Source organism: Mesorhizobium sp. A556, assembly GCF_054489545.1.
On record NZ_JBTMXA010000003.1, the window covers coordinates 52,381 to 77,837 of the forward strand.

Annotated in this window: 23 protein-coding genes and 1 tRNA gene; 9 read left to right on the plus strand and 15 right to left on the minus strand. The window is 62.2% G+C overall.

Going from position 1 to position 25,457, the window contains the following annotated elements; all coding sequences use genetic code 11:
* The first annotated feature begins 225 nt into the window (after positions 1 to 225).
* Complete coding sequence (locus tag ACX3P0_RS08685; protein WP_459087917.1) at positions 226 to 1,488, plus strand: ROK family protein; 1,263 nt, start codon at positions 226 to 228, stop codon at positions 1,486 to 1,488.
* Here ACX3P0_RS08685 and phoB read toward each other — a convergent pair.
* From phoB to ACX3P0_RS08720, 7 genes are all read right to left on the minus strand, one after another.
* Entirely contained in the window at positions 1,467 to 2,159 is a 693-nt protein-coding gene (phoB, locus tag ACX3P0_RS08690) for a phosphate regulon transcriptional regulator PhoB (RefSeq protein WP_459087918.1), read from the minus strand. The two genes, ACX3P0_RS08685 and phoB, sit on opposite strands and share 22 nt — an antisense overlap.
* Before the next feature lie 23 nt (positions 2,160 to 2,182).
* Complete coding sequence (phoU, locus tag ACX3P0_RS08695; RefSeq protein WP_459087919.1) at positions 2,183 to 2,890, minus strand: phosphate signaling complex protein PhoU; 708 nt, start codon at positions 2,888 to 2,890, stop codon at positions 2,183 to 2,185.
* Positions 2,891 to 2,926: 36 nt separating this feature from the next.
* Complete coding sequence (gene pstB, locus ACX3P0_RS08700; protein ID WP_459087920.1) at positions 2,927 to 3,739, minus strand: phosphate ABC transporter ATP-binding protein PstB; 813 nt, start codon at positions 3,737 to 3,739, stop codon at positions 2,927 to 2,929.
* Between the two features lie 4 nt (positions 3,740 to 3,743).
* The gene (gene pstA / locus ACX3P0_RS08705; RefSeq protein WP_459081529.1) at positions 3,744 to 4,589 is read right to left on the minus strand and encodes a phosphate ABC transporter permease PstA; all 846 of its coding nucleotides are present in this window, start codon (positions 4,587 to 4,589) and stop codon (positions 3,744 to 3,746) included.
* A 3-nt stretch (positions 4,590 to 4,592) separates the two neighbouring features.
* Positions 4,593 to 5,582: a phosphate ABC transporter permease subunit PstC gene (gene pstC, locus ACX3P0_RS08710; RefSeq protein ID WP_459087921.1), complete on the minus strand. Its 990-nt coding sequence runs from the start codon at positions 5,580 to 5,582 to the stop codon at positions 4,593 to 4,595.
* 62 nt (positions 5,583 to 5,644) lie between these two features.
* A complete protein-coding gene (gene pstS, locus ACX3P0_RS08715) occupies positions 5,645 to 6,703 on the minus strand; it encodes a phosphate ABC transporter substrate-binding protein PstS (protein WP_459087922.1) in 1,059 nt (352 codons plus the stop codon).
* Positions 6,704 to 6,848: 145 nt separating this feature from the next.
* Entirely contained in the window at positions 6,849 to 9,974 is a 3,126-nt protein-coding gene (locus ACX3P0_RS08720; RefSeq protein WP_459087923.1) for a response regulator, read from the minus strand.
* Positions 9,975 to 10,230: 256 nt separating this feature from the next.
* Here ACX3P0_RS08720 and ACX3P0_RS08725 point away from each other — a divergent pair, with 256 nt between their 5' ends.
* A complete protein-coding gene (locus ACX3P0_RS08725; protein WP_459081532.1) occupies positions 10,231 to 10,605 on the plus strand; it encodes a hypothetical protein in 375 nt (124 codons plus the stop codon).
* Positions 10,606 to 10,757: 152 nt separating this feature from the next.
* On the opposite strand, the gene ACX3P0_RS08730 is transcribed toward ACX3P0_RS08725, so the two are convergent.
* The 3 genes from ACX3P0_RS08730 to ACX3P0_RS08740 form a co-directional block, all read right to left on the minus strand.
* Entirely contained in the window at positions 10,758 to 10,970 is a 213-nt protein-coding gene (locus ACX3P0_RS08730) for a hypothetical protein (protein ID WP_459081533.1), read from the minus strand.
* A gap of 823 nt (positions 10,971 to 11,793) precedes the next feature.
* Positions 11,794 to 11,868: transfer RNA gene (locus ACX3P0_RS08735), tRNA-Glu, on the minus strand.
* 99 nt (positions 11,869 to 11,967) lie between these two features.
* A complete protein-coding gene (locus ACX3P0_RS08740; protein WP_459087924.1) occupies positions 11,968 to 12,387 on the minus strand; it encodes a fimbrial protein in 420 nt (139 codons plus the stop codon).
* Positions 12,388 to 12,412: 25 nt separating this feature from the next.
* Between ACX3P0_RS08740 and ACX3P0_RS08745 the strand changes: the two genes are divergently transcribed.
* A complete protein-coding gene (locus tag ACX3P0_RS08745) occupies positions 12,413 to 13,483 on the plus strand; it encodes an RluA family pseudouridine synthase (protein ID WP_459087925.1) in 1,071 nt (356 codons plus the stop codon).
* A 211-nt stretch (positions 13,484 to 13,694) separates the two neighbouring features.
* Positions 13,695 to 14,606, plus strand: a complete 912-nt coding sequence (gene rpoH, locus ACX3P0_RS08750) for an RNA polymerase sigma factor RpoH (protein WP_459081536.1) — start codon at positions 13,695 to 13,697, stop codon at positions 14,604 to 14,606.
* Positions 14,607 to 14,742: 136 nt separating this feature from the next.
* Here the strand turns inward: rpoH and ACX3P0_RS08755 are convergent, their stop codons facing one another.
* The 4 genes from ACX3P0_RS08755 to ACX3P0_RS08770 all read right to left on the minus strand — a co-directional run bounded on the left by ACX3P0_RS08755 (position 14,743) and on the right by ACX3P0_RS08770 (position 17,251).
* Positions 14,743 to 15,615, minus strand: a complete 873-nt coding sequence (locus ACX3P0_RS08755; RefSeq protein WP_459081537.1) for an MBL fold metallo-hydrolase — start codon at positions 15,613 to 15,615, stop codon at positions 14,743 to 14,745.
* 123 nt (positions 15,616 to 15,738) lie between these two features.
* Entirely contained in the window at positions 15,739 to 16,398 is a 660-nt protein-coding gene (locus tag ACX3P0_RS08760) for a peroxiredoxin (RefSeq protein WP_459081538.1), read from the minus strand.
* Positions 16,399 to 16,604: 206 nt separating this feature from the next.
* Positions 16,605 to 16,970: a cell division protein ZapA gene (locus ACX3P0_RS08765; RefSeq protein ID WP_459081539.1), complete on the minus strand. Its 366-nt coding sequence runs from the start codon at positions 16,968 to 16,970 to the stop codon at positions 16,605 to 16,607.
* Positions 16,971 to 16,978: 8 nt separating this feature from the next.
* Positions 16,979 to 17,251, minus strand: coding sequence for a DUF4164 domain-containing protein (locus tag ACX3P0_RS08770; RefSeq protein WP_459081540.1), 273 nt, complete (start codon positions 17,249 to 17,251; stop codon positions 16,979 to 16,981).
* Positions 17,252 to 17,508: 257 nt separating this feature from the next.
* Between ACX3P0_RS08770 and tkt the strand changes: the two genes are divergently transcribed.
* From tkt to ACX3P0_RS08795, 5 genes are all read left to right on the plus strand, one after another.
* A complete protein-coding gene (gene tkt, locus ACX3P0_RS08775; protein ID WP_459081541.1) occupies positions 17,509 to 19,503 on the plus strand; it encodes a transketolase in 1,995 nt (664 codons plus the stop codon).
* Between the two features lie 107 nt (positions 19,504 to 19,610).
* Entirely contained in the window at positions 19,611 to 20,621 is a 1,011-nt protein-coding gene (gene gap, locus ACX3P0_RS08780) for a type I glyceraldehyde-3-phosphate dehydrogenase (RefSeq protein WP_459087926.1), read from the plus strand.
* Between the two features lie 195 nt (positions 20,622 to 20,816).
* Entirely contained in the window at positions 20,817 to 22,733 is a 1,917-nt protein-coding gene (locus tag ACX3P0_RS08785; protein WP_459087927.1) for a potassium/proton antiporter, read from the plus strand.
* A gap of 95 nt (positions 22,734 to 22,828) precedes the next feature.
* Positions 22,829 to 24,025 carry a phosphoglycerate kinase gene (locus ACX3P0_RS08790; RefSeq protein ID WP_459087928.1) on the plus strand — a complete coding sequence of 399 codons (1,197 nt, stop codon included), beginning with the start codon at positions 22,829 to 22,831 and terminating at the stop codon, positions 24,023 to 24,025.
* A gap of 108 nt (positions 24,026 to 24,133) precedes the next feature.
* Positions 24,134 to 25,159: a class I fructose-bisphosphate aldolase gene (locus tag ACX3P0_RS08795; RefSeq protein ID WP_459087929.1), complete on the plus strand. Its 1,026-nt coding sequence runs from the start codon at positions 24,134 to 24,136 to the stop codon at positions 25,157 to 25,159.
* 10 nt (positions 25,160 to 25,169) lie between these two features.
* Here ACX3P0_RS08795 and ACX3P0_RS08800 read toward each other — a convergent pair whose 3' ends face one another.
* Entirely contained in the window at positions 25,170 to 25,349 is a 180-nt protein-coding gene (locus tag ACX3P0_RS08800) for a hypothetical protein (RefSeq protein WP_459081559.1), read from the minus strand.
* Positions 25,350 to 25,457 lie beyond the last annotated feature (108 nt).

Below are 25,457 nucleotides of genomic sequence, written 5' to 3' on the forward strand. Positions count from 1 at the left end.
TGATCCGGATCGCTCCGGGCCGGCAATGAAGCCTTTATTTCGGGCTTCGAAAAAATACTCACCCAATGCCCGAACGCTGTCAACAGCGTTTCAATCGTTTCATCGATTTTTTTCGTGACCCGAAATAATCAATGACAGCATCCCTAGCTTCTGCCACTACTTGTAGAAGGGTTCGAACCGTCGGCAAAGTCACGAAAGGGCGATGGCGCTGGAGGAGCAGGCAAAATGACAGTCGGGATGCGCCATGACGACCTGCGGCGGCGCAACCGCGCGATGGTCATTGCGGCGGTGCGCCGGGCCGGCGGGCAATTGTCGCGCACCGAGATCGCAGCCGTCACCGGGCTTAGCCATTCCACCATTTCCGCCATTTCGGCCGACCTGATCGGCGAAGGCATCCTGACCGAGGGCAAAGGTGTTCACCCCGCACCCAGGCGCGGGCGCCCGCAGGTGGGACTGGCCCTCAATCCGGCGGCCACCGCGGTGCTGAGCCTGGTGCTGTCGCTCAATTCCCTTTCCGTCGCGACGATCGACTATTCCGGCACCGTTATTGCCGAAGAGCAGCGTCGCCTCGACACGCGGGCGATGTCCCGCGATGCCTTGGTCGGCGAGTGTCTTGCCATCGTGCGGCGGCAGGTTGAGCGTTCCAACCCGAACGGATCGGGCATCGCGCGCATCGCGCTGGCGATCCAGGGCATCACCGACTCGGCATCGCGCTGCCTTTTGTGGTCGCCGATCACGCCGCATACCGACATTGCCTTCGCCGATAGGGTCGAGGCGGAGTTCGCCATTCCCGCCGTCGTCGAGAACGACTGCAACATGATGGCGGTGGCGCTGCGCTGGCGCGATCCGGGCCGCTACAGGAACGATTTCATCGCCATCCTTCTGTCGCACGGCATCGGCATGGGCATGGTGCTGAAGGGCGAACTGTTTGCCGGCACGCACTCGTCCGGCGGCGAGTTCGGCCACATGATCCACCGGCCGGACGGGGCGCTCTGCCGCTGCGGACGGCGCGGCTGCATCGAAGCCTATGCCGGCAATTACGCCATCTGGCGCAATGCGCGGCAAGGCAGCGAAAACGACGAGCCGGCGTCGGACATATCGGATGAAGCGTTGCAGGCGCTGGCGGCAACCGCCCGAAAGCACCCCGGACCGGAGCGCGAAGCCTTCCGCAAGGCGGGCGAAGCGCTCGGCTTTGGTCTGGGCAGCCTGTTCGCGCTGATCGACCCGGCGCCGGTGGCCATGGTCGGCATCGGGGCCACGGCCTTCGATCTCATCGAACCGGCGCTGCGCGAGGCCATCGCCAAAACCGCAGGCGGCCATCATTCGAAGGCCATCTCCTTCGACACCGAACCGAACGAACTGCCGCTTATCCGCGAAGGCTGCGCCATGCGCGCGCTGACTTTCGTCGATCAGGAAATATTCGCGCCGGGAACCTCGGATGCCGTGCGGCCGTCCGGCGTATTGCCTCAGCCTTCCTTGATCGCGTAGCCCGCGCCGCGAATGGTGCGGATGACGTCGTCCTGGCCATGACCGCTATTGACAGCCTTGCGCAGCCTTCCGACATGGACGTCGACCGTGCGCTCGTCCACATAGATCGCCTCGCCCCAGACATTGTCGAGCAACTGGCCCCGCGAAAACACGCGGCCGGGCGCACGCATCATGAATTCCAGCAGGCGAAATTCGGTCGGCCCGAGCTTGATCTCGTTCTGGTTGCGATAGACGCGGTGCGTCTCGCGGTCGAGCACCATTTCGCCGACCTTGAGCACGCTGGAAAGAACTTCGGGTTTGGCGCGCCGCAGCAGCGCCTTGACCCGCGCCATGAATTCCGGCGTCGAGAACGGCTTGACCAGATAATCGTCCGCCCCGGTCGAAAGCCCCCTCACCCGGTCGCTCTCCTCGCCGCGCGCGGTCAGCATGATGATCGGCAGGCGCTCCGTTTCTGCACGCATGCGCAGGCGGCGGCATAGTTCGATGCCCGATATGGCAGGCACCATCCAGTCCAGCACCAGAAGATCAGGCACGTTCTCCTGCAGCCTTATCTCGGCCTCGTCGCCGCGCGTCACCACTTCGACCTGATAGCCTTCGGATTCGAGATTGTAGCGAAGCAGCACGCCCAGCGGCTCTTCGTCCTCAACCACCATGATGCGCGGTGCGATCATTCGTGTGTTTCCTGCCTCGTTCGTCAAGCCGCCGGCGTCGGCGCGGTCATTTCGTCCGATTTTGGACGATTGGCGGGAAGCTGCTGCCCGGTCAGCACGTAATAGGCATTTTCAGCGACATTCGTCACATGATCGCCGATGCGTTCCAAATTCTTGGCGCAAAACAGCAAATGCGTACATGCCGTGATATTGCGCGGGTCTTCCATCATATAGGTCAGGAGTTCGCGAAACACGGAAGTATATTTCACGTCAATGCGCTCGTCGTCGTTGCGCAGCGCGACAAGGCCGGCGGCATCATGCGCGTCGTAGCGATCGATGACGCCCCGCACCTGCTCCAGCACCAGTTGCGCCATGCCGTCGATGGAATGCGAAAGTTCTCGCGGCACCGCGCTCTGGCCGACGGCGCCGACCCGCTTGGCGATGTTCTTGGCCAGGTCGCCGATGCGCTCCAGGTCGCCAGCCATGCGGATCGCGCCGACCACGGCGCGCAGATCGTCGGCCATCGGCTGGCGCTTGGCGATCATCGTGATGGCAAGGTCGTCCAGTTCGCGCTGGCGCGCATCCATGATGGCGTCGTCGGAAACGATGCGCTGCGCCTGCGCGACGTCGACATGCAGCAACGCGAGCGTCGCCCCGCCGACCATCGCGCCGGCAAGTTCGCCCATGTCGCGGATGAGCCGGCTGACCTGCCGCAGTTCCTGGTCAAAGGCCGTGACGGTATGTTCGCTCATAATGCTGGTCCTCGTATCGGTGTCTGGAACGCGCGCTCAGCCGAAACGGCCGGTGATATAGTCTTGCGTGCGCTTCTCGCTTGGCGAGGTGAAAATCTTCTCGGTCTTGTCGAACTCAATCAGTTCGCCGAGATACATGAAAGCCGTCTGCTTCGAGACGCGGGCGGCCTGCTGCATGTTGTGGGTGACGATGACGATGGTGTAGTCGGCCTGCAATTCGTCGATCAGTTCCTCGATCTTGGCGGTCGACAGCGGATCGAGCGCCGAAGCCGGCTCGTCAAGCAGGATCACCTCCGGCTTCACCGCGACGGTGCGCGCGATGCACAGGCGCTGCTGCTGGCCGCCGGAAAGGCTGAGACCGCTGGCATTGAGCTTGTCCTTGACCTCGTTCCACAAGGCCGAGCGTTTCAGCGCCTGCTCGACGCGGCCATCCATCTCGCTCCTGGAAAGCTTTTCGTAGAGCCTTATGCCGAAAGCGATGTTCTCGTAGATCGACATCGGAAAGGGCGTCGGCTTCTGGAACACCATGCCGATCTTGGTGCGCAGCAAATTGAGATCGTGCGAGCGGTCGAGCACGTTCTGGCCGTCGAGCAGAACCTGTCCCTCGGCGTGCTGCCGGGGATAAAGCTCGTAGATGCGGTTGAACACCCGCAACAGCGTCGACTTTCCGCAACCCGACGGGCCGATGAAGGCGGTGACGCTGCGCTCCGGCAGCGACAGGCTGATGTCCTTCAGCGCCTTCGACTGGCCGTAGTAGAAGTTGAGGTTCTTCACCTCGATCTTCGTCTTCCCGGCTTTCTCGGCGACGTTTTCGATCATGGTCATTTCAGGGGCCAACATCTGTACCATCTTTCTAGGTCCTGCGTCCGGTGAGGCTTCTGGCAACGATGCTCAAAACCAGAACCGCGAGCGTAATGATGAGAGCGCCGGTCCATGCCAGTTGCTGCCATTCCTCATAGGGGCTGAGCGCGAACTGGAAGATGGTAACCGGCAGGCTGGCCATCGGCGCATTGAGATTGCTCGACCAGAACTGGTTGTTGAGCGCGGTGAACAAAAGCGGTGCGGTTTCGCCCGTTATGCGGGCAATCGCCAGCAATATGCCGGTGACGATGCCCGACATGGCGGCGCGGTAGCCGACCGAGCGGATGACGATCCAGCGCGGCGCACCGATGGCGGCACCGGCCTCGCGCAGCGAATTCGGCACCAGGTTGAGCATGTCCTCGGTGGTGCGAACGACCACCGGGATAACCAGGATGGCCAGCGCCACAGCACCTGCAAGCGCCGAAAAATGCCCCATCGGCCGCACCATCAGTTCATAGACGAACAGGCCGATGATGATCGACGGTGCCGACAGGAGGATGTCATTGATGAAGCGCACCACCGTCGTCAGCTTCGAAAAGCGCCCGTATTCGGCCATGTAGGTTCCGGCAAGAATGCCGATGGGCGTGCCGACGAACACGGCGAAGGCTGTCATGATCACGGAGCCGAATATCGCGTTGGCGAGGCCGCCGGCATCGCCCGGCGGCGGCGTCATCTCCGTGAACACGGAGAACGAAAGCCCGGCGGTGCCCTTGTAGACGAGCGCGCCGAGGATAAGCGCCAGCCAGGCAAGACCGATGCCGGCAGCAATCACGCACAGCGTCATCATCACGGAATTGACCATCTTGCGGCGGCGGTGAAGCAGGGGGGATGCAGCCATCGGTCAGGCTCCGGCGCGCCGTTCGATCCGCATCAGCATGAAGCGCGCGGCGGCAAGGATGATGAAGGTGATGACGAACAGGATCAGGCCGAGCGCCACCAGCGAGGATGTGTAAAGCTCACCGTCGGCCTCGGTGAATTCATTGGCGATGGTCGCTGAAATCGTCGTGCCGGGCGCGAATATCGAGGCGCTGATGCGGTGCGCATTGCCGATGACGAAGGTCACGGCCATGGTTTCGCCGAGCGCGCGGCCAAGGCCGAGCATGACGCCGCCCATGATGCCGACGCGCGTATAGGGGATGACGACGCGGCGCGTCACCTCCCAGGTGGTGCAGCCGATGCCATAGGCGGATTCCTTCAGCACCGCCGGTACTGTGTCGAACACATCCTTGGTGATCGAGGTGATGAAGGGCAGCACCATAATGGCCAGGATCAGCGCCGAAGTTAAGAGGCCGATGCCGTAGGGCGGCCCGGCAAACAGGCTCGAAAGGACCGGCACGTCTTTAAAGAGGTCGATGAAGAAAGGCTGCACCGTCCTTTGCAGAAACGGCGCGAAGATGAACAGGCCCCAGATGCCGTAGATGATCGAGGGGATGCCGGCCAGCAGTTCGACGGCGATGCCGATCGGGCGGCGCAGCACGCGCGGGCACAGTTCAGTGAGGAAGATGGCGATGCCGATGCCGATCGGCACCGAGATCAGGATGGCGATCGCCGCCGTCACGATGGTGCCGTAGATCGGCGCGAGCGCCCCGAATTTCTCGGTGACGGGGTTCCAGGATTCGGTAACGAGGAAAGATGCGCCGAACGTCGCAAGCGCCGGCCACGCGCCGACAAACAGCGAAACCCCGACGCCGCCCAGAATGAGCAGGACGAGGATGGCGGCTGCGCGGGTCATGCCGCGAAAAATTGAATCGGTGAGTGCGAAGCGCCGCACCGTGGCGGCCCTGGCCAGCAGCGCGTCCGAACGTGGCATTGGTTCGGCAAAAATGGTCATGGATCGTGCTCGCATTCGGATGAAGCGGGAAGGCGCTGGAAAGCGCCCTCCCGAAACGGACTTTACATGGCCGAATAAAGCGGCTTGCCGTCGCTGCCGACGATATCCTTGGCCCACATGTCCTCGACGCTTTTGACGACACTGTCAGGCATCGGAACGTAGTCGAGTTCACCGGCCATCTCGTCGCCCTTGTCGTAGGACCAGGCGAAGAACTTGAGCGCCTCTGCGGTGGCGGTCACGTCTTCGGGCTGCTTGTAGACGAGGATCCAGGTCGCGGCGGTCATCGGCCAGGATTCGGCGCCCGGCTGGTTGGAGAGGATGACGCCATAACCCGGCTGCGAGGACCAGTCGGCGTTGGCGGCGGCGGCCGAAAACGCGGCGGCCGTCGGCTCGACCGTCTTGCCGTCCTTGTTGATCATGTCGGCATGGCTCAGCTTGTTCTGCTTGGCGTAGGCATATTCGACATAACCGATCGCGCCGCCGGTCTGGGCAACGTTGTTGGCGACGCCTTCATTGCCTTTCGCGCCGATGCCGACCGGCCATTCCAGCGCTGTGGCAACGCCGACATTTTCCTTCCAGTCGGCGCTGACGTCGGCCAGGTAGGTGGCGAAGTTGAAGGTGGTGCCCGAACCGTCGGAGCGGTGAACGACGGCGATGGCCTGCGAAGGCAGCTTGGCGTCGGGGTTCAGCTTCTTGATCGCAGCGTCGTCCCAGTTGGTGATCTTGCCCTGGAAGATGTCAGCCAGCGTCTGGCCGTCGAGAACCAACTCGCCCGGCTTGATGCCTTCGAGATTGACGACCGGCACGATGCCGCCCATCACCATCGGGAACTGCGCGAGGCCGATGGCGTCCAGGTCTTCGCCCTTCATCGGCGCATCGGAAGCGCCGAAGGTCACGGTCTTGGCCTTGATCTGCTTGATGCCGCCGCCGGAGCCGATCGACTGGTAGTTGAGACCGATATTGGTCTCCTTCTTGTAGGCGTCCGCCCACTTTGCATAGATCGGATAGGGGAAGGTCGCGCCAGCGCCGGAAATGTCGGCGGCGTATGCTGCGGAAAGGGTGAGCGTGGATGCTGTGGCCATTGCAACGGCAACGGCGGCAGAGCGGAGGAAATGTCTCATCGGGCCTGCTCCTGTTCGGAATATGGTCTCTCGGCGCCGTTCGTTTCTGGCGTCGGGGAGGCAATAGCCGTGATTTATAACAGTCGCATGACAGGTTCGTGACGATGCCGTAACGCTGCACCGCCCTCGTTTCCAATGGCGTATCCTAGCCGCCGGCGCTTACCCGCTCGCCTTCGCTGTCCCTCCCCAACCAGCGCTGAACCTTGGCAAGAAGTGCCTTGGGGCTGATCGGTTTGGAAAGGTAATCGTCCATGCCGGCCTCAATGCACCGCTCGCGGTCGCCCTTCAGGGCATGCGCCGTCACCCCGACGATGGGGACATGCCGGCCGGTTCCTTCCTCGGCGCGTCGGATTTCGAGCGTCGCCTCGTGGCCGTTCATTTCAGGCATGGAAACGTCCATCAGGATCATCTGCGGCTTCAGCCGATCATACGCCTCGAGCGCCAGCCGGCCATTGGCCACGATCTCGAAGCTTAAACCCGTTTCGCCCAGTATCTGGGTGAAAACGAGTTGATTCACCTCATTGTCCTCGGCGACCAGAATATCGACCTGATGCCCTGCCTCAGTGGCCGCAGCGCCCAGATAGACAGGCTGCCCGTGTGAAGACGCCTGTTGCGGCTGCTCGCCGGCCGGTTGCTCTCGGGGATCATCCTGCTGCGGCTCATCAAGGCCTGCGGTCGCCGCCTCTTCCGGTGCCGACTCGCTGCGGTGCCATTGAATGGCGCCAACCAGGGCTTCGAGCAGCGCCGAGGAGCGCACCGGCTTGACCAGATAGGCGTCGATGCCGAGGTCAAGGCACTCCGCGCTGGCGAGCGAGTGATCGACCGAAGTCAGCATGACGATCGGCGTATGCGCAAGACCGTCGGTGTTGCGCACGATACGGGCCATTTCCTCGCCGCTCATGCCCGGCATCTGGTAGTCGAGCACCACGCAATCCACCGGAACGCCGTAGGCTGCCGCCGCAACCAGCACTTTCAGCCCCTCCGCGCCGCTCGACGCCGCGCAGGAATCGAAACGCCACGATGCCATCTGCTCGGTCAGGATCGACCGGTTTACGGCGTTGTCGTCGACGATCAGCACGCGCGCGCCCGTCACGTCGGAAGGCGTGATGCGATTGCGCGACGACTGCTCCGCACTGGGCAGCGTCACGGCAAACCAGAATGTAGACCCCCTGCCCTCCGCGCTTTCCACGCCGATGTCGCCACCCATCAGTTCGACGAGCCGGGAGGTGATGGCAAGGCCGAGGCCGGTTCCCTCGTGCCGCCGCGTCGAAGAGGCGTCGACCTGGCTGAACTTTTCGAAAACCAGCCGACGTTTCTCTTCCGGAATGCCGATTCCCGTGTCGGTGACGGAAACATGCAGGCGGGTGCCATCGACAGCCCGCTCGCCGGTGACATCCACCAGGACATGACCGTCATCGGTGAACTTGACCGCGTTGCCGACCAGGTTGGTCACGATTTGCCGGATGCGCCCCACATCGCCCACGAACAGGCCGTCGAGGCCCGGCTCGATCCGGACGATCAGTTCCAGATCCTTTTCCTTGGCGCGGGTCGATACAAGCGTCGCCACATCCTCGATCGCTTCGCTCAGCCTGAACGGCGCCGGATCGAGCACAAGCTGGCCCGCGTCGATCTTGGAGAAGTCGAGAATATCGTTGATGATGGTGAGCAGCGCGTTGCCCGACTTGACGATGATGTCGGTGAAGGTCTTCTGCTTCGGGTTCAGTTCGGATTTCGCCAGCAATTCGGCCATGCCGAGCACACCGTTCATCGGCGTGCGTATCTCGTGGCTCATATTGGCCAGGAATTCCGACTTGGCGCGGTCGGCCAGCACCGCCCGCTGCCGGGCTTCCTGCAATTCCGCTTCCCGCTGCTTCAGGTCGGTAATGTCGGTGGTCGAGCCGATCAGATAAAGCGAGCCATCGGAGGCGATCATCGCGCTCTTGCGGGCGAACTGATGACGCATGCCGCCATCCGTCAATTTTACCGCTTCTTCGATCTCCTGCGTCGTGCCGGTGCGCAGCACCGCAAGATCGCTTTGCACGAAGGCCTCGCCATCGGCTCCAAAGATTTCGACGTCGGTCTTGCCGGCCGCTTCCGCCTTGCTGAAGCCGGTAAGGTCGCACCAGCCCTTGTTGACGTAAAATATGCGCAGATCCGACCGCTTGGCGTAGATCGACACCGGGACGTTATCGATGAGGGTGCGGAACACCTCGTTCTCGCGCATGCTTTCCTCAAGGGCCAGCTCGCGCGCCTTGACCTCGGTTATGTCGGTGCTGGAGCCGACCAGATGCACGGAACCGTCCGTTGCCACAAGACGGCTCTTGCGCGTCATGACCTGCCGGATCGTGCCGTCGCGATGGGTTACGGGTTCTTCCACCTCGACCATGTCGCCGGTGGTGCCGACCCCGGTGTCGTCAAGGCTGTAATTGGCTCCCTCTTCGGTGCCGAACAGTTCGCGGTCGGTGCGCCCGACCGCTTCTTCCTTCGATATGCCGGTTATGGCGCACCACGCCTTGTTGACAAACTCGATGGTAAGGTCGTCCGCCTTGGTGAAGGCCGCGACCGGCAGTTCGTCCATGATATGTCTGAACAGGTCGATCTGGTGCATCGAATCGCGCAGCGCCGTCTCGCGGTTCTTGAGTTCGGTGATGTCGACGCGCACGCCGATATACGTGCCGTCATCGGTGCGCATATCGTAAACCTGATACCACCGGCCATCGGGGTTCAACCGCTCGAAGCTCGAATAGGGCAGATGGTAGCGGGCGACAGTGGCGTCCAGCCGGCTGCGCTCGGCCGCCGTGACCAGTTCCGCTTCTATCTGCCGGGAATGTGCCGTAGGTGCGGAAGGATCGGCGTCTTCCAGTCTTTTGAGCGATCCGGCAATGCCCGTTACATTGCGGCCGACGCCACGGTAGCCCATGAAATTCCCGGCCGAATCAAAGCGGGGGAAGCCCGAGGTGGAAATCCAGCGGCAATTCTCATCGCTATCGTTCAGTTCGTAAACGAAATCGCGGAACGTCCTGCGCTCCTGCAAATCCTTCAGATGTGCAATGGCAGCTTCGCTGCCGCTCGACATATGCTTGAGAAAATCGAACCGGAACCGCCCGAGGACCTTCGCCGGATTGGTGCCGGTAGCGGCCGCGAAACCGTCGGAAAGCCAGGAGAACCGCAGTTCGGCATCGGTTTCCCAAAGCCAGTCGGAGCCGAATTCGAGCAATGTCTGCAATTCGCCGGCAGATAACCCGCCGGCTGCTTTCTCGTGCGTCGACATTTCTGCTTGGCTGGCTCCCCGCTCCGGACTAGCCATATCGGTTTCTACTGGTCCAACCACACCCTATTCCCATCCGGGCCATTGCATGCTCTCGGATGCCCCCGCAATCCGCCGTGCAAATGTGCCCAAGAAGGCTTAACGTTCCGCTAACCTTAACGCCGGGGAAGCAACCGGACGGGGGCGCAAGGCGTTAGATCGTAGTGACGAAAGAATGCATCACACCATGAATGTGCCAAGATGGAGCCGGAGACCGCGAGTGCCTAGATATATGTCGCTGGTCGTCTTTCTGGTCGCAGCCGTCGCCGGCTGCTCGCGAACCGACGACGGTACGGTCGTCATCCCGCCGGCGCTCGATGCCCGCCGGATGGATTTCGGGCCTTTCGACCTCCGCCACCCCGGTCACATCAAGCCGGCCGTGACAGCGCCGAACATCGTGGCCGCCGCGCCGGAACCTTTCCCGATTGCCCCCGGCATCACGGCTCGGCACATACGAAGCAGCGTGAAAAGACCCGGAAAAAGCCGAAACAAACGGAACGTTCACCAGGTCCCGGCTTCCGCAGCGGCGCGGCCGCAACTGGCCTGTGAAGCCGCGACGCCCACCGGCAAACGCGTCCGGGTCCTGTGCGAATAGCCACGATTGTCCGCTGATCCATTTCTCCTTGCGCTCTAACCGTCTTCCCCCGCTGTTTACAAGCGGGCAACCCGGCCTCACCTTCTGTCCCCGACGCCGGCAATACGATCGCCCGCTCCGGTTCGCCGGAGCGGGCATTTTTCGTTTGCGCCTCAGCCTCCGAAGGCCGCTTTGCATTCCCACCCAAAAGCAGTGGCCATCAGGCTTGTGCAACCTACCAGCAAAATATCGGCTGCCGTGAATACAGCGGTCGTGAAGATGATCAGCGCCAACCATCCGAACGCTGCTTCTCGTCGGGCTGCTCTCACCTCCTGCGGCGTCCTGTGATCGCGCGTGTAGATGTATTCGTCGTGGTGGTCTTTCATTGGGTCACCCCAGCTTTACGGCTTTAGGAAGCCATGACTATTTTCCATGCAGCAGATGCGCCGTCCTCTTTTGAGGCGGCGGCCTGTGCAGTTGGTTCGATTTTTGGAAAGTGCCGATTGCGGCAATTACGGGCGCAGCGGCGGAGCCTGCGCGTCGAAGTGGCGGAGCCGGGGCAGATCGACTGCGTCATGGACGAAGCGTGGAATGATCGGGTGCGGCCGCGAGGTGGCCATCCGAACCTCGGCAGAAACAATGCCGTACCCGCCGGACGCTTGGACCGGCCCGCTACGCTCTGCAGCGCGCGACCACCCGGGCATGGAACGACTGTCGAGGGTCAGATTGTATGAAATATCCTGACGAAGGATCGCCAGGTTATTGATCGGCCTCGATGTTACCGCTGGCGACCTGTCGATAGTCAGCCCGGCCGCCGAGGGAAACGAGACTGTCAGGAGCGCGAGGGCTAAAAATACCAGCCAAGTTCCGCGCCTGCATCTGCGGACGAATTCTGTAACGGATTTCACGTCGAACTCGATGGTCGCTGTCTCGCTATCACTCCGCGTCATGAGGATGTGATGCCTTCAACGGCGGCCAGACGCAAGGCGCCGCCATGATCCTATGCGCAGTTTTTGCGATTACCCAGCCCACGCATCCTGATGGGTGCGCGGGCTTTTTCGTGCGCTTACGCCTGCCTCAGCTACCTTTTTTACCGGTGGTTTGGCGAGATGACGGCGGGCGGAAACGAGCCTCACTCACGCGGTCAGAACAGCTTATTCGATCGCTATCAGACGATTCTCGGAAGAATATAAACTGAGTAATGAACCTTGGTACGCCCAAGGGGAATCGAACCCCTGTTCCCGCCGTGAGAGGGCGGTGTCCTGACCGCTAGACGATGGGCGCGTTCAAGAACCGGCGATATAGGCTGCCGCTTCGCAAAAAGCAACCGACCTCGGCCGCATAAATGCCAAGCCCGAAACGGGCGTCGCCGGCCGCCAAGAATTATTTGTTGCGGATGGCAAAATGGCCGATCATCCGGCGTTCCGTGACATCGTAGATGAAGATGACGCGAGAACCGTCGACAAGCTCCGCCTGAATCGACAGGCGGTTGCCCGAAATCGATTGCGACACCACTGCCGCGCCTACCGGCAACACGATATCGCCGGTGAGTTGTTCGCCGGCCGGCACCTGGATTTCACTCAAGGTCGCCGGAGCCGACTCCTTTGTTCCGCGCGATTTGTAGACAAGGGCGACGATCACCACCATAAGGGCAAGGAACAGCAGGCTCAGATTGACGCCCATGAAGCGGATCAGCTTCCTGCGCACATTCTCGACATGCGGGTCGAGCGGCTTTTCCGCGCCTTTTCCGGCAGCGGCGGCCTCAGGCGCAAGTTTGTCTTCGTCGGCATGGGGCCGGGTCATGGCAAAAATTCCGGAACGGTTATCAATGAGCGCTCTTAGCGAACAGGCCGATGAAATGATAGAGGACGACGATGCTTCGGCCCCGGCGGCGGTAATCGCGGCGGTTGTTGTGGTCGCCGATGCCGATGCGGCCGGCCAGCGACTCGATCAATGGCTGGCAAGCCAGCTAGGCCCCGACATGTCGCGCAACCGGGTGCAGATGCTCATCAAGCAGGGAGCGGTGAGCATCGAAGACAAGCCGGTCAGCGAAGCCAAGCGCAAGATGGCGGCGGGCGAGCGCGTGTCGGTGCTCATGCCCGAACCGGAGCCGGCCGAACCGCAGGGCGAGGCCATACCGCTCGCCGTCCTTTACGAAGACGACGAACTGATCGTCATCGACAAGCAGGCCGGGCTGGTGGTTCACCCCGGTGCCGGCAACTGGACCGGCACGCTGGTCAATGCGCTCATCCACCATTGCGGGACAAGCCTTTCCGGCATCGGCGGCGTGCGCCGGCCCGGCATCGTCCATCGGCTGGACAAGGATACAACCGGCGTCATGGTCGCGGCCAAGACCGACCGCGCCCACAAGGCCCTGTCGGAAGCCTTCGCCGACCACGGCCTGACCGGCGATCTCGAGCGCGCCTATGCGGCACTCGTCTGGGGCATCCCACCAAGGGTGAAGGGAACGATCGACGCACCGCTGGGCCGCGCCGCCGACCGCGTGCGCCGCGCCGTAGTGCCGGAGGGCCGCGCAGATGCCCGTCACGCCATCACCCACTACACGATCGAGGAACGCTTCGGCGAAGCCCAGAAGGCGTTCACCACGGCAAGCCTGGTCGAGTGCCGGCTGGAAACCGGGCGCACGCACCAGATCCGCGTCCACATGGCCCATATCGGCCACCCGCTCGTCGGTGACAAGGATTATGGCCGCGCCTTCAGCACCAAGGCCAACCGGCTTCCGGAAGCTTTGCGCGAAACGGTGGCGGCCTTCCCGCGGCAGGCATTGCATGCCCGCCTTCTTGCATTCCGCCACCCGACCACCCACATATCGATGCGCTTCGAGGCCCCGCTTCCGTCTGACATGCAGGAGATGGTGGACGGGTTTCGCCAACTCTGACCCACCATCAAGAATCCTGAATCGATCCGCATAAAACCTGACTGGTATTGTTCACTTTGGCGTGACAGTCTGTTTCGAGTTGAACAAAAGCTGTCTTTTCTGGTTTTGTTCCTGTATAAAGCGATTGTTGCGGATGCGCCTTTTTGGCGTCCGTGTCATATGCCCGCCGCGTTTTGGGGGCAGTTCTCTAAGAGATGAGGAGGGCGCTATCATGGCCCAGTCACTACCCAGCGTCGTTTCCGGTGAAGGCGGCCTCAGCCGCTACCTGGAAGAAATCCGCCGTTTTCCGATGCTTCAGCCGCAGGAAGAATACATGCTCGCCAAGCGTTACGCCGAGCATGAAGATACCTCTGCCGCGCACAAGCTCGTCACCAGCCACCTTCGGCTCGTCGCCAAGATCGCCATGGGCTATCGCGGCTACGGCTTGCCAATCGGCGAGGTGATCTCGGAAGGCAATGTCGGCCTGATGCAGGCCGTCAAGAAATTCGAGCCGGAGCGCGGCTTCCGCCTGGCGACCTACGCCATGTGGTGGATCAAGGCGTCGATCCAGGAATATATCCTGCGCTCGTGGAGCCTGGTCAAGATGGGCACGACCGCCAACCAGAAGCGGCTGTTCTTCAACCTCAGGAAGGTGAAGGGCAAGATTCAGGCGCTGGATGACGGCGACCTCAAGCCGGAGCACATCACCGAGATCGCGACGCGGCTGAACGTTTCCGAAGCGGAAGTCGTGTCGATGAACCGCCGCCTGTCGGGCGACGCTTCGCTGAACGCGCCGATCCGCGCCAGCGAGGGCGAGTCCGGCGAATGGCAGGACTGGCTGGTCGACGACCACCAGAGCCAGGAACAGACGCTGATCGAGCAGGACGAGCTGGAAAACCGGCGCGGCATGCTTACCGGTGCGCTGGCCGTGCTGAACGAGCGCGAAAAGCGCATCTTCGAGGCACGTCGCCTGTCCGAAGAGCCTTTGACGCTGGAGGAATTGTCGGGAGAGTTCGACATTTCCCGCGAGCGCGTGCGCCAGATCGAGGTGCGCGCCTTCGAAAAGGTGCAGGACGCCGTCAAGGCCGCGGCCAAGCGGCAGGCTCAGTCGCTTCGCACCATCGAGGTGCAGCCGGCGGCTTAAGCGGCCCTGCTATAGGACCGAGTATACGGAAACGAAAAGCGGCGCCGGAGAAATCCGGCGCCGCTTTTTTCAACAAAGTATCGCCGCTTCCACCGCCGTCATGCTTGGGCTTGTCCCGAGCATCTGCTGCCACCCCTCAAAACGCGTTCAGCGGAAATTTCAGATAGCGCTGGCCGTTGGCTTCCGCTTCAGGCAAACGCCCGCCATTGATGTTGATTTGCAAGGCATGCAGGATCAGGCGCGGCATCGGCAGCGTCTTGTCCCTCGCCTCGCGCAGCGCGACAAACTCCGCCTGCGTCTTGCATCTGGACAGATGGCTGTTCGTCGCCCGCTGCTCGGCGACCGTGCTCTCCCACACCGGATCGCGGTCTCCCGGCATGTAGTCGTGCCCGGTAAACAGCCGCGTATCGTCCGGCAGCGCCATGATCTCCTGGATCGAATGCCACAGCCGCTCGGCGCTTCCGCCGGGGAAATCCGCGCGCGCCGTGCCGCTGTCCGGCATGAAGATGGTGTCGTGGATGAAGGCGGCATCGCCGATCACGTAGCTGATCGAGGCAAGCGTGTGCCCCGGCGAAAACAACACCTTTACCGGAATGGTCCCGATGGAAAATGTCTCGCCGGCGGCGAAAAGCCTGTCCCATTGCGAGCCGTCGGCGGCAAAATCCGGCCAGTTGTAGATGGCCTTCCAGAGCTTCTGGACTTCCGCGATGTTCGCGCCGATGGCGGTCGGCGCGCCGGTCTTCCTGGCCAGATAATGCGCGGCGGAAAAATGATCGGCGTGCGGGTGGGTGTCGAGTATCCAGTCGACGCTCAGTCCGTTCTGGTCCACGAAATCAAGTAAAGCATCGGCATTGGTCGTGGCCGTCGCGCCGGATTTCTCGTCGAAGTCCAGCACCGGGTCTATGATGGCGCATCGCCCAGTCGCCTTGTCCGCGACCACATACTGGATCGACCCGGTCGGCTTGTCGTAAAAGCCGGTTACCTGCGGCCTGGCAGACGATGCGCTCAATCCAACCTCCACTCCTGTCGGCGCAGGAATAATTTTCTCTACCGGTAGGGAATGGAGGTATGGTTATCCGCACAGCCGGCACAGTCAAGCACTGCACCGGCGCATAGGCGGAAAAACGGAAAATCAGGCAGAGGGCTGCTTGGTCTTGCGCATATAGGGCAGGATGGTTTCGAACGAACCGAACCGCTTGGTCGCTTCCTCGTCCGAAATGCCGCCGCCGATGATGACGTCGTCGCCCGGCTTCCAGTCCGCCGGTGTCGATACGGAATGCTTGGCGGTAAGCTGGATGGAATCGATGGCGCGCAGGATTTCCTGGAAATTGCGGCCGGTCGACATCGGATAGGTGAGGATCAGCTTGATCTTCCTGTCCGGGCCGATGACGAACACCGAGCGCACCGTCTGGTTGTCGGCAGGCGTGCGGCCTTCCGAACTGTCGCCGGCGGCGGCGGGAAGCATGTCATAGAGCTTGGCCACCTTGAGTTCGCCGTCGCCGATCATAGGATAGTTGACGGTATGGCCGGTCGCCGTCTTGATGTCGTCCTTCCAGCGGTTATGGCTTTCGACCGGATCGACCGAAATGCCGATGATCTTGGCGTTGCGCTTCTTGAATTCGCCATCCAACCCGGCCATCGTGCCAAGCTCGGTCGTGCAGATCGGGGTGAAATCCTTGGGGTGCGAGAACAAGACTGCGTAACCGTCACCGATCCAATCATAGAAATGGATGGTGCCCTGCGTCGTCTCGGCGGTAAAATCGGGTGCCGTATCGTTAATACGAAGGCTCATGGCGTTTCCTACCTATGCTGTTACTGAAATTGGGCTGCCGCTATGCGGTCCCATGTTTTAGCACCAATACAACGGTGCTCAAAATCCGGCCGCACCAAGCATACGGATTATTGAGAATAAATTTCTCACCCGATGGAGCGGACTAGTATGAACTACCCTTGCTGTGGTTAGGACGAGCCGGCCTCCGATCAACCGCAAGGGGCAGATCAGGCCTTCCTGACCGTCAGTGTCTCTGCCAAGCCTTCCATGCGCAAGGCGAGCGCGCCAAGCGCGCCGGTCAGCGCCGCGTCGTTCTTGTCAGCCTTGGTCAGCGCCTCGTCACGCGTCTTGCGCAGCGTCTGCACTTCGCTTTCCATGCCCTTCACGCGCTTTTGCAATTCCGACAATTCATCCATCACCATGATGCCGGCCATGACGGTGAGCCGCTGGTCGCCGATCTCGCCGAAGGAATCCTTCAGATGCGAGACATAGCGATCGAAGCGCAGCGCCAGATCGGTCAGATGCTCTTCCTGCCCCTCGTCGCAGGCCATCCGGTATTGCTTGCCGTCGATGGAAACCGTGACTTGCGCCATGTCCTCGCCTACCTGTCCAGAACTGCGCGGATGGTTTCCATCGCGGTCACCAGCCGGCGCGAGACTTCCTTGTTGGCATCTTCCAGCCGCTCCGCCCGCGCTTCGGAATTGTCGAGTTCCTGCGCCAGCCGCGAACGGTCTGCATTCATGCGCTGCACTTCGGCTTCAGCCTCGGAATAGTCGCGCTCGTTTTCGAGCCGGGCCACGACGGCATCCTCCAGCCCGTCAATCGCTTTACCAAGCCTGGCAATGACTTCCTTGAGCGTCGTTTCACCGGTCATGGCATTTGTCCCGTCACCTGCCCATCACCGAATCGTTCACATTCAGAACGCGTTACTCTCGAAACATTAGGCGGCGTGTGAAGCATGCGTCAACAAAGCTCTGTCGCCTGTCCCCCGGTAACGAGGGTTTCCGGCGGATTGTATCGCAATTGTTGCGCCAGAAGCGACCTAAATCGATTTAGGTTTTGTTGACTAAAGCGTCTGTCCTGCTATGTGTCGTCTCACCTTTCCCCAATCGAAATTATCCCGGAGGTCCCATGGTTTCGCGCGAACAACATGATCGTATGGCCAACGCGATCCGCTTCCTGTCCATGGATGCCGTCGAGAAAGCCAATTCGGGGCATCCGGGCCTGCCGATGGGCTGCGCCGACGTCGCAACGGTGCTCTTTACCCGCTTCCTGAAATACGATCCCAAGAACCCGCACTGGCCGGACCGCGACCGCTTCATCCTGTCGGCCGGCCACGGTTCGATGCTGCTTTATTCGCTGCTGTATCTCACCGGGTACGAAGACATCACCCTCGACCAGATCAAGAAATTCCGCCAGTTGGGCTCCCGCACGGCCGGCCACCCCGAATACGGCCATGCCGCTGGCATCGAGACGACCACCGGACCGCTCGGCCAAGGCGTCGCCAATTCGGTGGGTTTCGCCCTTGGCGAGCGCATCATGAACGCGGCATTCGGCAACGACCTTGTCGATCATCACACCTACGTGCTCTGCGGCGACGGCTGCCTGATGGAAGGCATCAGCCAGGAAGCCCTCACGCTGGCGGGCCATCTCAAGCTGAACAAGTTGATCCTCATCTGGGACAATAACGACATCACCATCGACGGTTCCGTATCGATGTCCGACAATACCGACCAGGTTGCCCGCTTCCAGGCTTCCGGGTGGAACGCCATGCATGTCGACGGGCTCGATCCAGAGGCGATCGCCTACGCCATCGAAACGGCGCGCCATTCCGACAAGCCGACGCTGATTGCCTGCAAGACGACCATCGGCTTTGGCGCTCCGACCAAGGCAGGCACCAACAAGGCGCATGGCTCGCCTCTCGGCGCCGACGAAATCGCCGGCGCGCGCAAGTTCTTCAACTGGGACTCGAAACCTTTCGAAATCCCCGCCGATATTCTCGAAGCATGGCGCACCGCCGGCAAGGCGGGTGTCAAGGCACGCACAGACTGGGAGGGCCGCCTTGCCAAGGCTGAGCCTGCCAAGCGCGCCGAATTCGAACGCCGCATGAGCGGCAAGCTGCCGCAGAACTTCGATGCGGTCATCGCCGATTACAAGAAGAAGCTGGCAGCCGACAAGCCCAAGGTCGCCACCCGCAAATCGTCGGAAATGGCGCTGGAGGTCATCAACGGCGCGGTGCCGGAAACCATCGGCGGCTCGGCCGACCTCACCGGCTCCAACAACACCAAGACCAGCCAGACCAAGAACATCACGCCGCTCGACTACGGCCAGCGCTATGTCCATTACGGCATTCGCGAGCACGGCATGGCGGCGGCGATGAACGGCCTGACCCTGCATGGCGGCATCATTGCCTATGGCGGCACGTTCCTGTGCTTCTCCGACTATGCGCGGCCTGCCATGCGGCTGGCTTCGCTGATGGGCATCCGCTCGATCTTCGTCATGACGCACGATTCCATCGGCCTTGGCGAAGACGGCCCGACCCATCAGCCAGTCGAGCACATGGCCGCCCTTCGCGCCATTCCCAACCACAATGTGTTCCGCCCTGCCGACGCGATGGAAACCGCCGAATGCTGGCAGGTAGCCCTCGAAACTGAAAAGACGCCGTCGACGCTGGCGCTTACCCGCCAGAACCTGCCGGCGCTGCGTACCGAGTTCGTTTCGGAAAACCTCTGTGCCAAGGGTGCCTACGAGATGGCGGCGGCCGAAGGCGGCGACGCTGCCGTGACCATCTTCGCTTCCGGCTCCGAGGTCGAGATCGCGCTTGACGCCCGCAAATTGCTGCAGGGTCACGGCCACCCGACCCGCGTCGTCTCGGTGCCCTGCTTCGAACTGTTCGACAAGCAGAGCGATGCCTACCGCGCCAAGACCATCGGCAATGCCGGCATCAAAATCGCCATCGAAGCCGGCATCCGCCAGGGCTGGGACCAGTTCATCGGCGCGGATGGCATCTTCATCGGCATGACCGGCTTCGGTGCGTCCGGCACCATCGAGCAACTCTACCCGCATTTCGGCATCACCGCCGAGCATGCTGCCGAGGCAGCCGAAAAGCGGCTGCACAAGAAATAGGTTTTGGCATACTGCCGAAGCCCAGCGATTTCAAAACCCGCGACGGATGCGGCCATGGCGGCATCCGCGCACCGAACGACGGACGTCTTCCGCCCCAGGAGAAATAAATGACTGTCAGAGTTGCCATCAACGGATTTGGCCGTATCGGCCGTAACGTCCTGCGCGCCATTCATGAATCGGGCCGCAAGGATATCCAGGTCGTTGCCGTAAACGATCTCGGCCCGGTCGAAACCAACGCGCACCTGCTGCGCTACGACAGCGTGCATGGCCGTTTCCCGCATGAAGTGACCGTGAACGGCGACCAGATTTCGGTCGGCTCCGAGACGTTCAAGGTCTGCGCCGTGCGCGACCCGGCCCAACTGCCGTGGAAGGAACTGGGCGTCGACATCGCGCTGGAATGCACCGGCCTCTTCACGTCCAAGGACAAGGCCTCCGCCCATCTTGCCGCCGGCGCCAAGCGCGTTCTTGTCTCGGCTCCCGGCGATGGCGTCGACCTGACAGTCGTCTACGGTGTCAACCACGACAAGATCAGCAAGGATCACATCGTCGTCTCCAACGCCTCCTGCACCACCAACTGCCTCGCGCCGGTCGCCATGGTGTTGAACAATGCCTTCGGCATCGAAAAGGGCTTCATGACGACCATACACGCCTATACGGGCGATCAGCCGACGCTCGATACCATGCACAAGGATCTCTACCGCGCCCGCGCCGCCGCCATGTCGATGATCCCGACCTCGACCGGCGCCGCCAAGGCGGTCGGCCTCGTGCTGCCGGAACTCAAGGGCAAGCTCGACGGCGTTTCGATCCGGGTGCCCACCCCGAACGTCTCGGTCATCGACTTCAAATTCGTGTCCAAGCGCAACGTCACCGTGGACGAGGTCAACGCGGCCCTGGTCGCGGCGGCAGACGGCCCGCTCAAGAATATCCTCGCCTACACCAAGGAACCGCTCGTTTCGATCGATCTCAACCACAACCCGGCGTCTTCAACCTTCGCGCTCGACCAGACCAAGGTCGTCGAGGGCAATCTGGTGCGGGTCATGTCCTGGTACGACAACGAATGGGGCTTCTCGAACCGCATGAGCGACACCGCCGTCGCCTTCGGCAAGACCATCGCCTGATCCTTCGTCTTTCCGCTTTTTGAAAACGCCCGGCTTCCGCCGGGCGTTTTTGTTTGTGCCAGTCGCGTAAAAAGCGCTCCCATCATCGATATCAAGGCCGAAAACCTTGCCTTTCGCCATGTCTTCGCCGCACTCTGCCCTATTCAGAATTAAGGCCCGCCTCAACTAAGAGACGAGCGCAAGGGAACCGGGGGCATGGAGCACGCGATCTATCTGGTGACGCTGGTCGGCACCGGGCTTGTGGTCGCCGCGGCGTTTTCAAGCCTGATCGCCTTCCGTTTCGGCGCGCCCCTCTTGCTTCTGTTCCTCGGCATCGGCCTGGCATCGGGCGGCGACGGCCTTGGCATCCAGTTCGACAATCCGCGCATCGCCTATTTCGTCGGTTCGCTGGCGCTGGCCGTCATCCTGTTCGATTCCGGCTTCGGCACGCCGCTTAAGGCGCTGAAGCAGGCTGCCCTGCCCGCCGTGTCGCTGGCAACGTTCGGCGTGCTTGTCACCACCGGCGTGTTTGGCGTCGCGGTCTATTACCTGCTCGATCTCACCTGGCTGGAATCCTTCCTGCTGGGCGCGGCTGTCGCTTCGACCGATGCGGCGGCGGTGTTCTTCCTGCTTCGCGCGGGCGAGATCAATTTGCGCGAACGGGTGCGCTCGACGCTGGAAGTCGAATCCGGCACCAACGATCCGATCGCCATTTTTCTTACCATCACTTTGGTTGAGATAATCGCCGCAAATGCGCATCCCGAAGCCCAGGTACTGCTGGCCGACCTGGCCCTGGGGTTCCTGCTCAACATGGGGCTGGGCGCACTTGTTGGCATTCTTGGCGGCATGGCGATCGTGCGCTTTGTCGACAAGCTCAATCTCGATCACGGCCTGTTGCCGATCTTCGTGCTGACCTTGTCGCTGATGGTGTTTGCCGCTGCCGGAACAATCGGCGGCTCCGGTTTCCTGGCCGTCTATCTGGCCGGGCTTGTCGCCGGCAATTCCGACATCCGCGCCGTCACCATGCTGAAACGCTTTCAAGGCGGCATGTCGTGGCTGGCGCAGATCATCATGTTCCTCGTCCTCGGCCTGTTCGCCACCCCGTCGCAATTCCCCGGACTGATCATTCCGGCGGTGTTGCTAGGCCTGTTCCTGATCTTCGTTGCCCGGCCGCTTGCGGTGTGGCTATGTCTGATGCCATTCCGCCTACCCCGGCCCGAAGTCGCCTTCATATCCTGGGTCGGGCTGCGCGGTGCGGTTTCCATCCTGCTCGCCATCACGCCCCTGCTTGGCGGCCTGGAGAACGGACGGCTGATCTTCAACACCGCCTTCATCGTCGTGCTGGTGTCGCTGGTCATACAGGGCTGGACGGTTGGACCGCTGGCGCGGCGGCTTGGCCTGATCGTTCCCGCCCGCCTCGGCCCGCTCGACAAGGTGGAACTGGAATTGCCGGGCTCCGCCCGCCACGAACTCCTTGCCTACAAGGTCGCAGCCGGCAGTCCGGTCGCACGCGGCGAACGCATCCCGCGCTGGGCGCGCCCGTCTCTGGTAGTGCGCGAGGGCCGTTCGATGCGCTTCCAGGACATGGGCCGGCTTGCCGCCGGCGACAACGTCTATATCTTCGTGCCGGACCGCTATCCGCGCCTGCTCGACAAGCTGTTTGCCAGCCGCGCCGTCGTCGATCCCGAGGATGCCGATTTCTTCGGCGCATTCGCGGTCGATCCGGCCCGCCCCGCCGCCGAACTGGAGACGGCCTACGGCATCGGCCTCAGCGAAGCCGAACGCAAGCTGACCGTCGCCGCCCTCGTCATCGAGCGGCTGGACGGCCACGCCGAATATGCCGACCGCGTGCCCATCGGCCCCATCGAGTTGATCGTGCGCGACGTCGACGACAAGGGCCACATCACCGGCATCGGCCTTTCCTTCGAGCCGACCGCCCCCGTGGCGCGCGTGCCTGTCTTCCTCAGCGCCGGCGAAATCGCCGACCGCGTCAGGGCCTATCTCAAAAACCGGCGGAAAAAGGCCGAGCCGCCCACCGCTCAATCCGTGCCACAAGTGGTTCCCGACGCACCAGCCCCACCCGAAGGCCTGCACGGCGACAGCCTTGAGGACGACGCACCGCAAGCAGCGTGACGCCGGCGTTTTTCCGGGCTGCGCGGTTTCGCGGCCTTGCATCGCGTTAAACGCCGGGTAATGTCCGGAAACTTTTCTGTAAAAAGGAATCCGGCATGGCCAGCTTCAAGACACTCGACGACATGGGCGCTATTGCCGGCAAGCGCGTTCTGGTGCGCGTCGATCTCAACGTTCCCGTCACGGACGGCAAGGTCAGCGACACGACCCGCATCGAGCGGATCATGCCGACGCTGGACGAACTGTCGAAAAAGGGCGGCAAGGTCATCCTACTTGCGCATTTCGGCCGCCCGAAGGGCCAGCCCTCGCCTGAATTCTCGCTGGATCCAATTGCCCACGCCGTTTCCGCCATGATCGGCAAGCCTGTCGCCTTTGCCGCCGATTGCATCGGCGAAGAGGCCGCCAATGCCGTGACGCGCATGAAGGATGGCGACATCCTGCTTCTGGAAAACACCCGCTTCCATGCCGGAGAAGAAAAGAACGATCCGGCCTTTGCCGAGGCGCTGGCCAAAAACGGCGACATCTTCGTCAACGACGCTTTTTCAGCGGCGCACCGGGCGCACGCCTCGACTGAGGGGCTGGCGCATCTTCTGCCGGCCTTCGCCGGGCGCACCATGCAGGCCGAACTGGATGCACTGGAAAAGGGCCTCGGCAGCCCGGTCAAGCCCGTCGTCGCCATTGTCGGCGGCGCGAAGGTGTCGACCAAGATCGATCTTCTGATGAACCTTGTCAGGAAGGTCGACGCGCTGGTCATCGGCGGCGGCATGGCCAACACGTTTCTCGCCGCGCGCGGCACCGATGTCGGCAAGTCGCTGTGCGAGCACGACCTGGCTAAAACCGCCAAGCAGATCATGATCGAGGCGGCCACCGCCGGCTGCGCCATCGTGCTGCCTTCGGACGGAGTCGTCGCATGGGAGTTCAAGGCGGGCGCGAAAAGCGAAACGATCGCCATCGAAGCCTGCCCGAGCGACGCCATGATCCTCGATGCCGGCGACAAGACCGTCGACACCATCAACCAGTGGATCGACCGCGCAGCCACGCTGGTCTGGAACGGCCCGCTTGGCGCTTTCGAGATCACGCCGTTCGACCGCGCAACGATCGCCGTCGCCCGGCACGCCGCCGCGCGCACCAAGACCGGAAAACTCGTGTCCGTCGCCGGTGGTGGCGACACCGTCGCAGCGCTGAACCATGCCGGCGTCGCCGACGACTTCACCTATGTCTCGACGGCAGGCGGCGCGTTCCTCGAATGGATGGAAGGCAAGCCGCTGCCCGGCGTCGACGTCCTGAAGAAATAGGGCGCACCCGGAACGCAATATCGTGAGGCGGTTCGCTCGATTTGGGCCTTCTGCAACCATTCCTTGGGCGGTAGGTTACTGAAAACCTCGTTTGGAAGGAATGGGACGATGAGCGAACGCCTCGAAGACATCGCCGCCAAAATGGTGGCCGGCGGCAAAGGCTTTCTGGCTGCGGATGAAAGCTCCGGCACCATCAAGAAGCGCTTCGACGCCGTTGGCGTGGAGTCGACGCCGGACAGCCGCCGCGACTACCGCGAAATGCTGTTTCGCACCCCCGATGCGATGAGCCGGTACATTTCCTCGGTCATCCTCTATGACGAAACGATCCGCCAGAATGCCGCCGACGGAACGCCGCTGATCGAGATCATCCAGGCGACCGGTGCCATCCCCGGCATCAAGGTCGATGCCGGTGCCAAGCCGCTGGCCGGCTTTCCGGGCGAAACCGTCACCGAGGGGCTGGATGGCCTGCGCGAGCGCCTCGCCGCGTATTACAAGCTCGGCGCGCGCTTCGCCAAATGGCGCGCGGTCATCGACATCGACACCGCCAACGGGGTGCCGTCGGGCGCGTCCATCGCCTCCAACATGCACGCGCTGGCGCGCTATGCAGCACTTTGCCAGGAAGCCGGCATCGTGCCCATCGTCGAGCCGGAAGTGATGATGGAAGGCGATCACTCCATCGACACCTGCTACGAAATCTCCAAGGCGGCGCTGCTGAAACTCTACAGCGAACTCTACGGCCTGCATGTGAAGCTCGAAGGCACCATCCTCAAGCCGAACATGATCCTTTCCGGCAAGAAATCGGCCAGCCAGGCCGGGGCGGAAGAGATCGCAGAAAAGACGATAAGGCTGTTTCGCGAAACGGTCCCGGTCGCCGTTCCGGGCATCGCCTTCCTGTCCGGCGGCCAAGGCGATGTGGAGGCGACCGCCAACCTCAACGCCATCGCCGCGCTTGGCGCGCAGCCGTGGAAGCTGACCTTTTCTTATGGCCGCGCCTTGCAATCGGCGGCGCAAAAAGCATGGAGCGGTAAGGTTGCGAATGTCGCGTCCGGCCAGGCAGCCTTTGCGCACCGCGCCCACATGAACCATCTGGCAGCGCTCGGTCAGTGGCAGGAATCGCTGGAGAACGCGCCCTGACTCTGCAGGCTCAGCCCCAGTGGCCAAGCACGGCGGTCAGCGAGATCGCGGCCAGCGCCAGCACCGCCAGTTTCCAGAAGTCGCGTCGCGCCCTCAATCCGGGCCAGCCTAGCGGCTTGATCAACTGGATGACCATCATCGCCAGGATGACAAGCGCGAGAATTTTCGTCATGCCGCCTTTGACCAGCATCCCGCGCTGCTGTCAAAGGACAGCCCAAAATTCCCGGTCGAAAGCGCGATGGACGCGCCACCCTTCCAGGCGCTAGAACAAATGACGGAAAAATTACCGGAGAGGAAC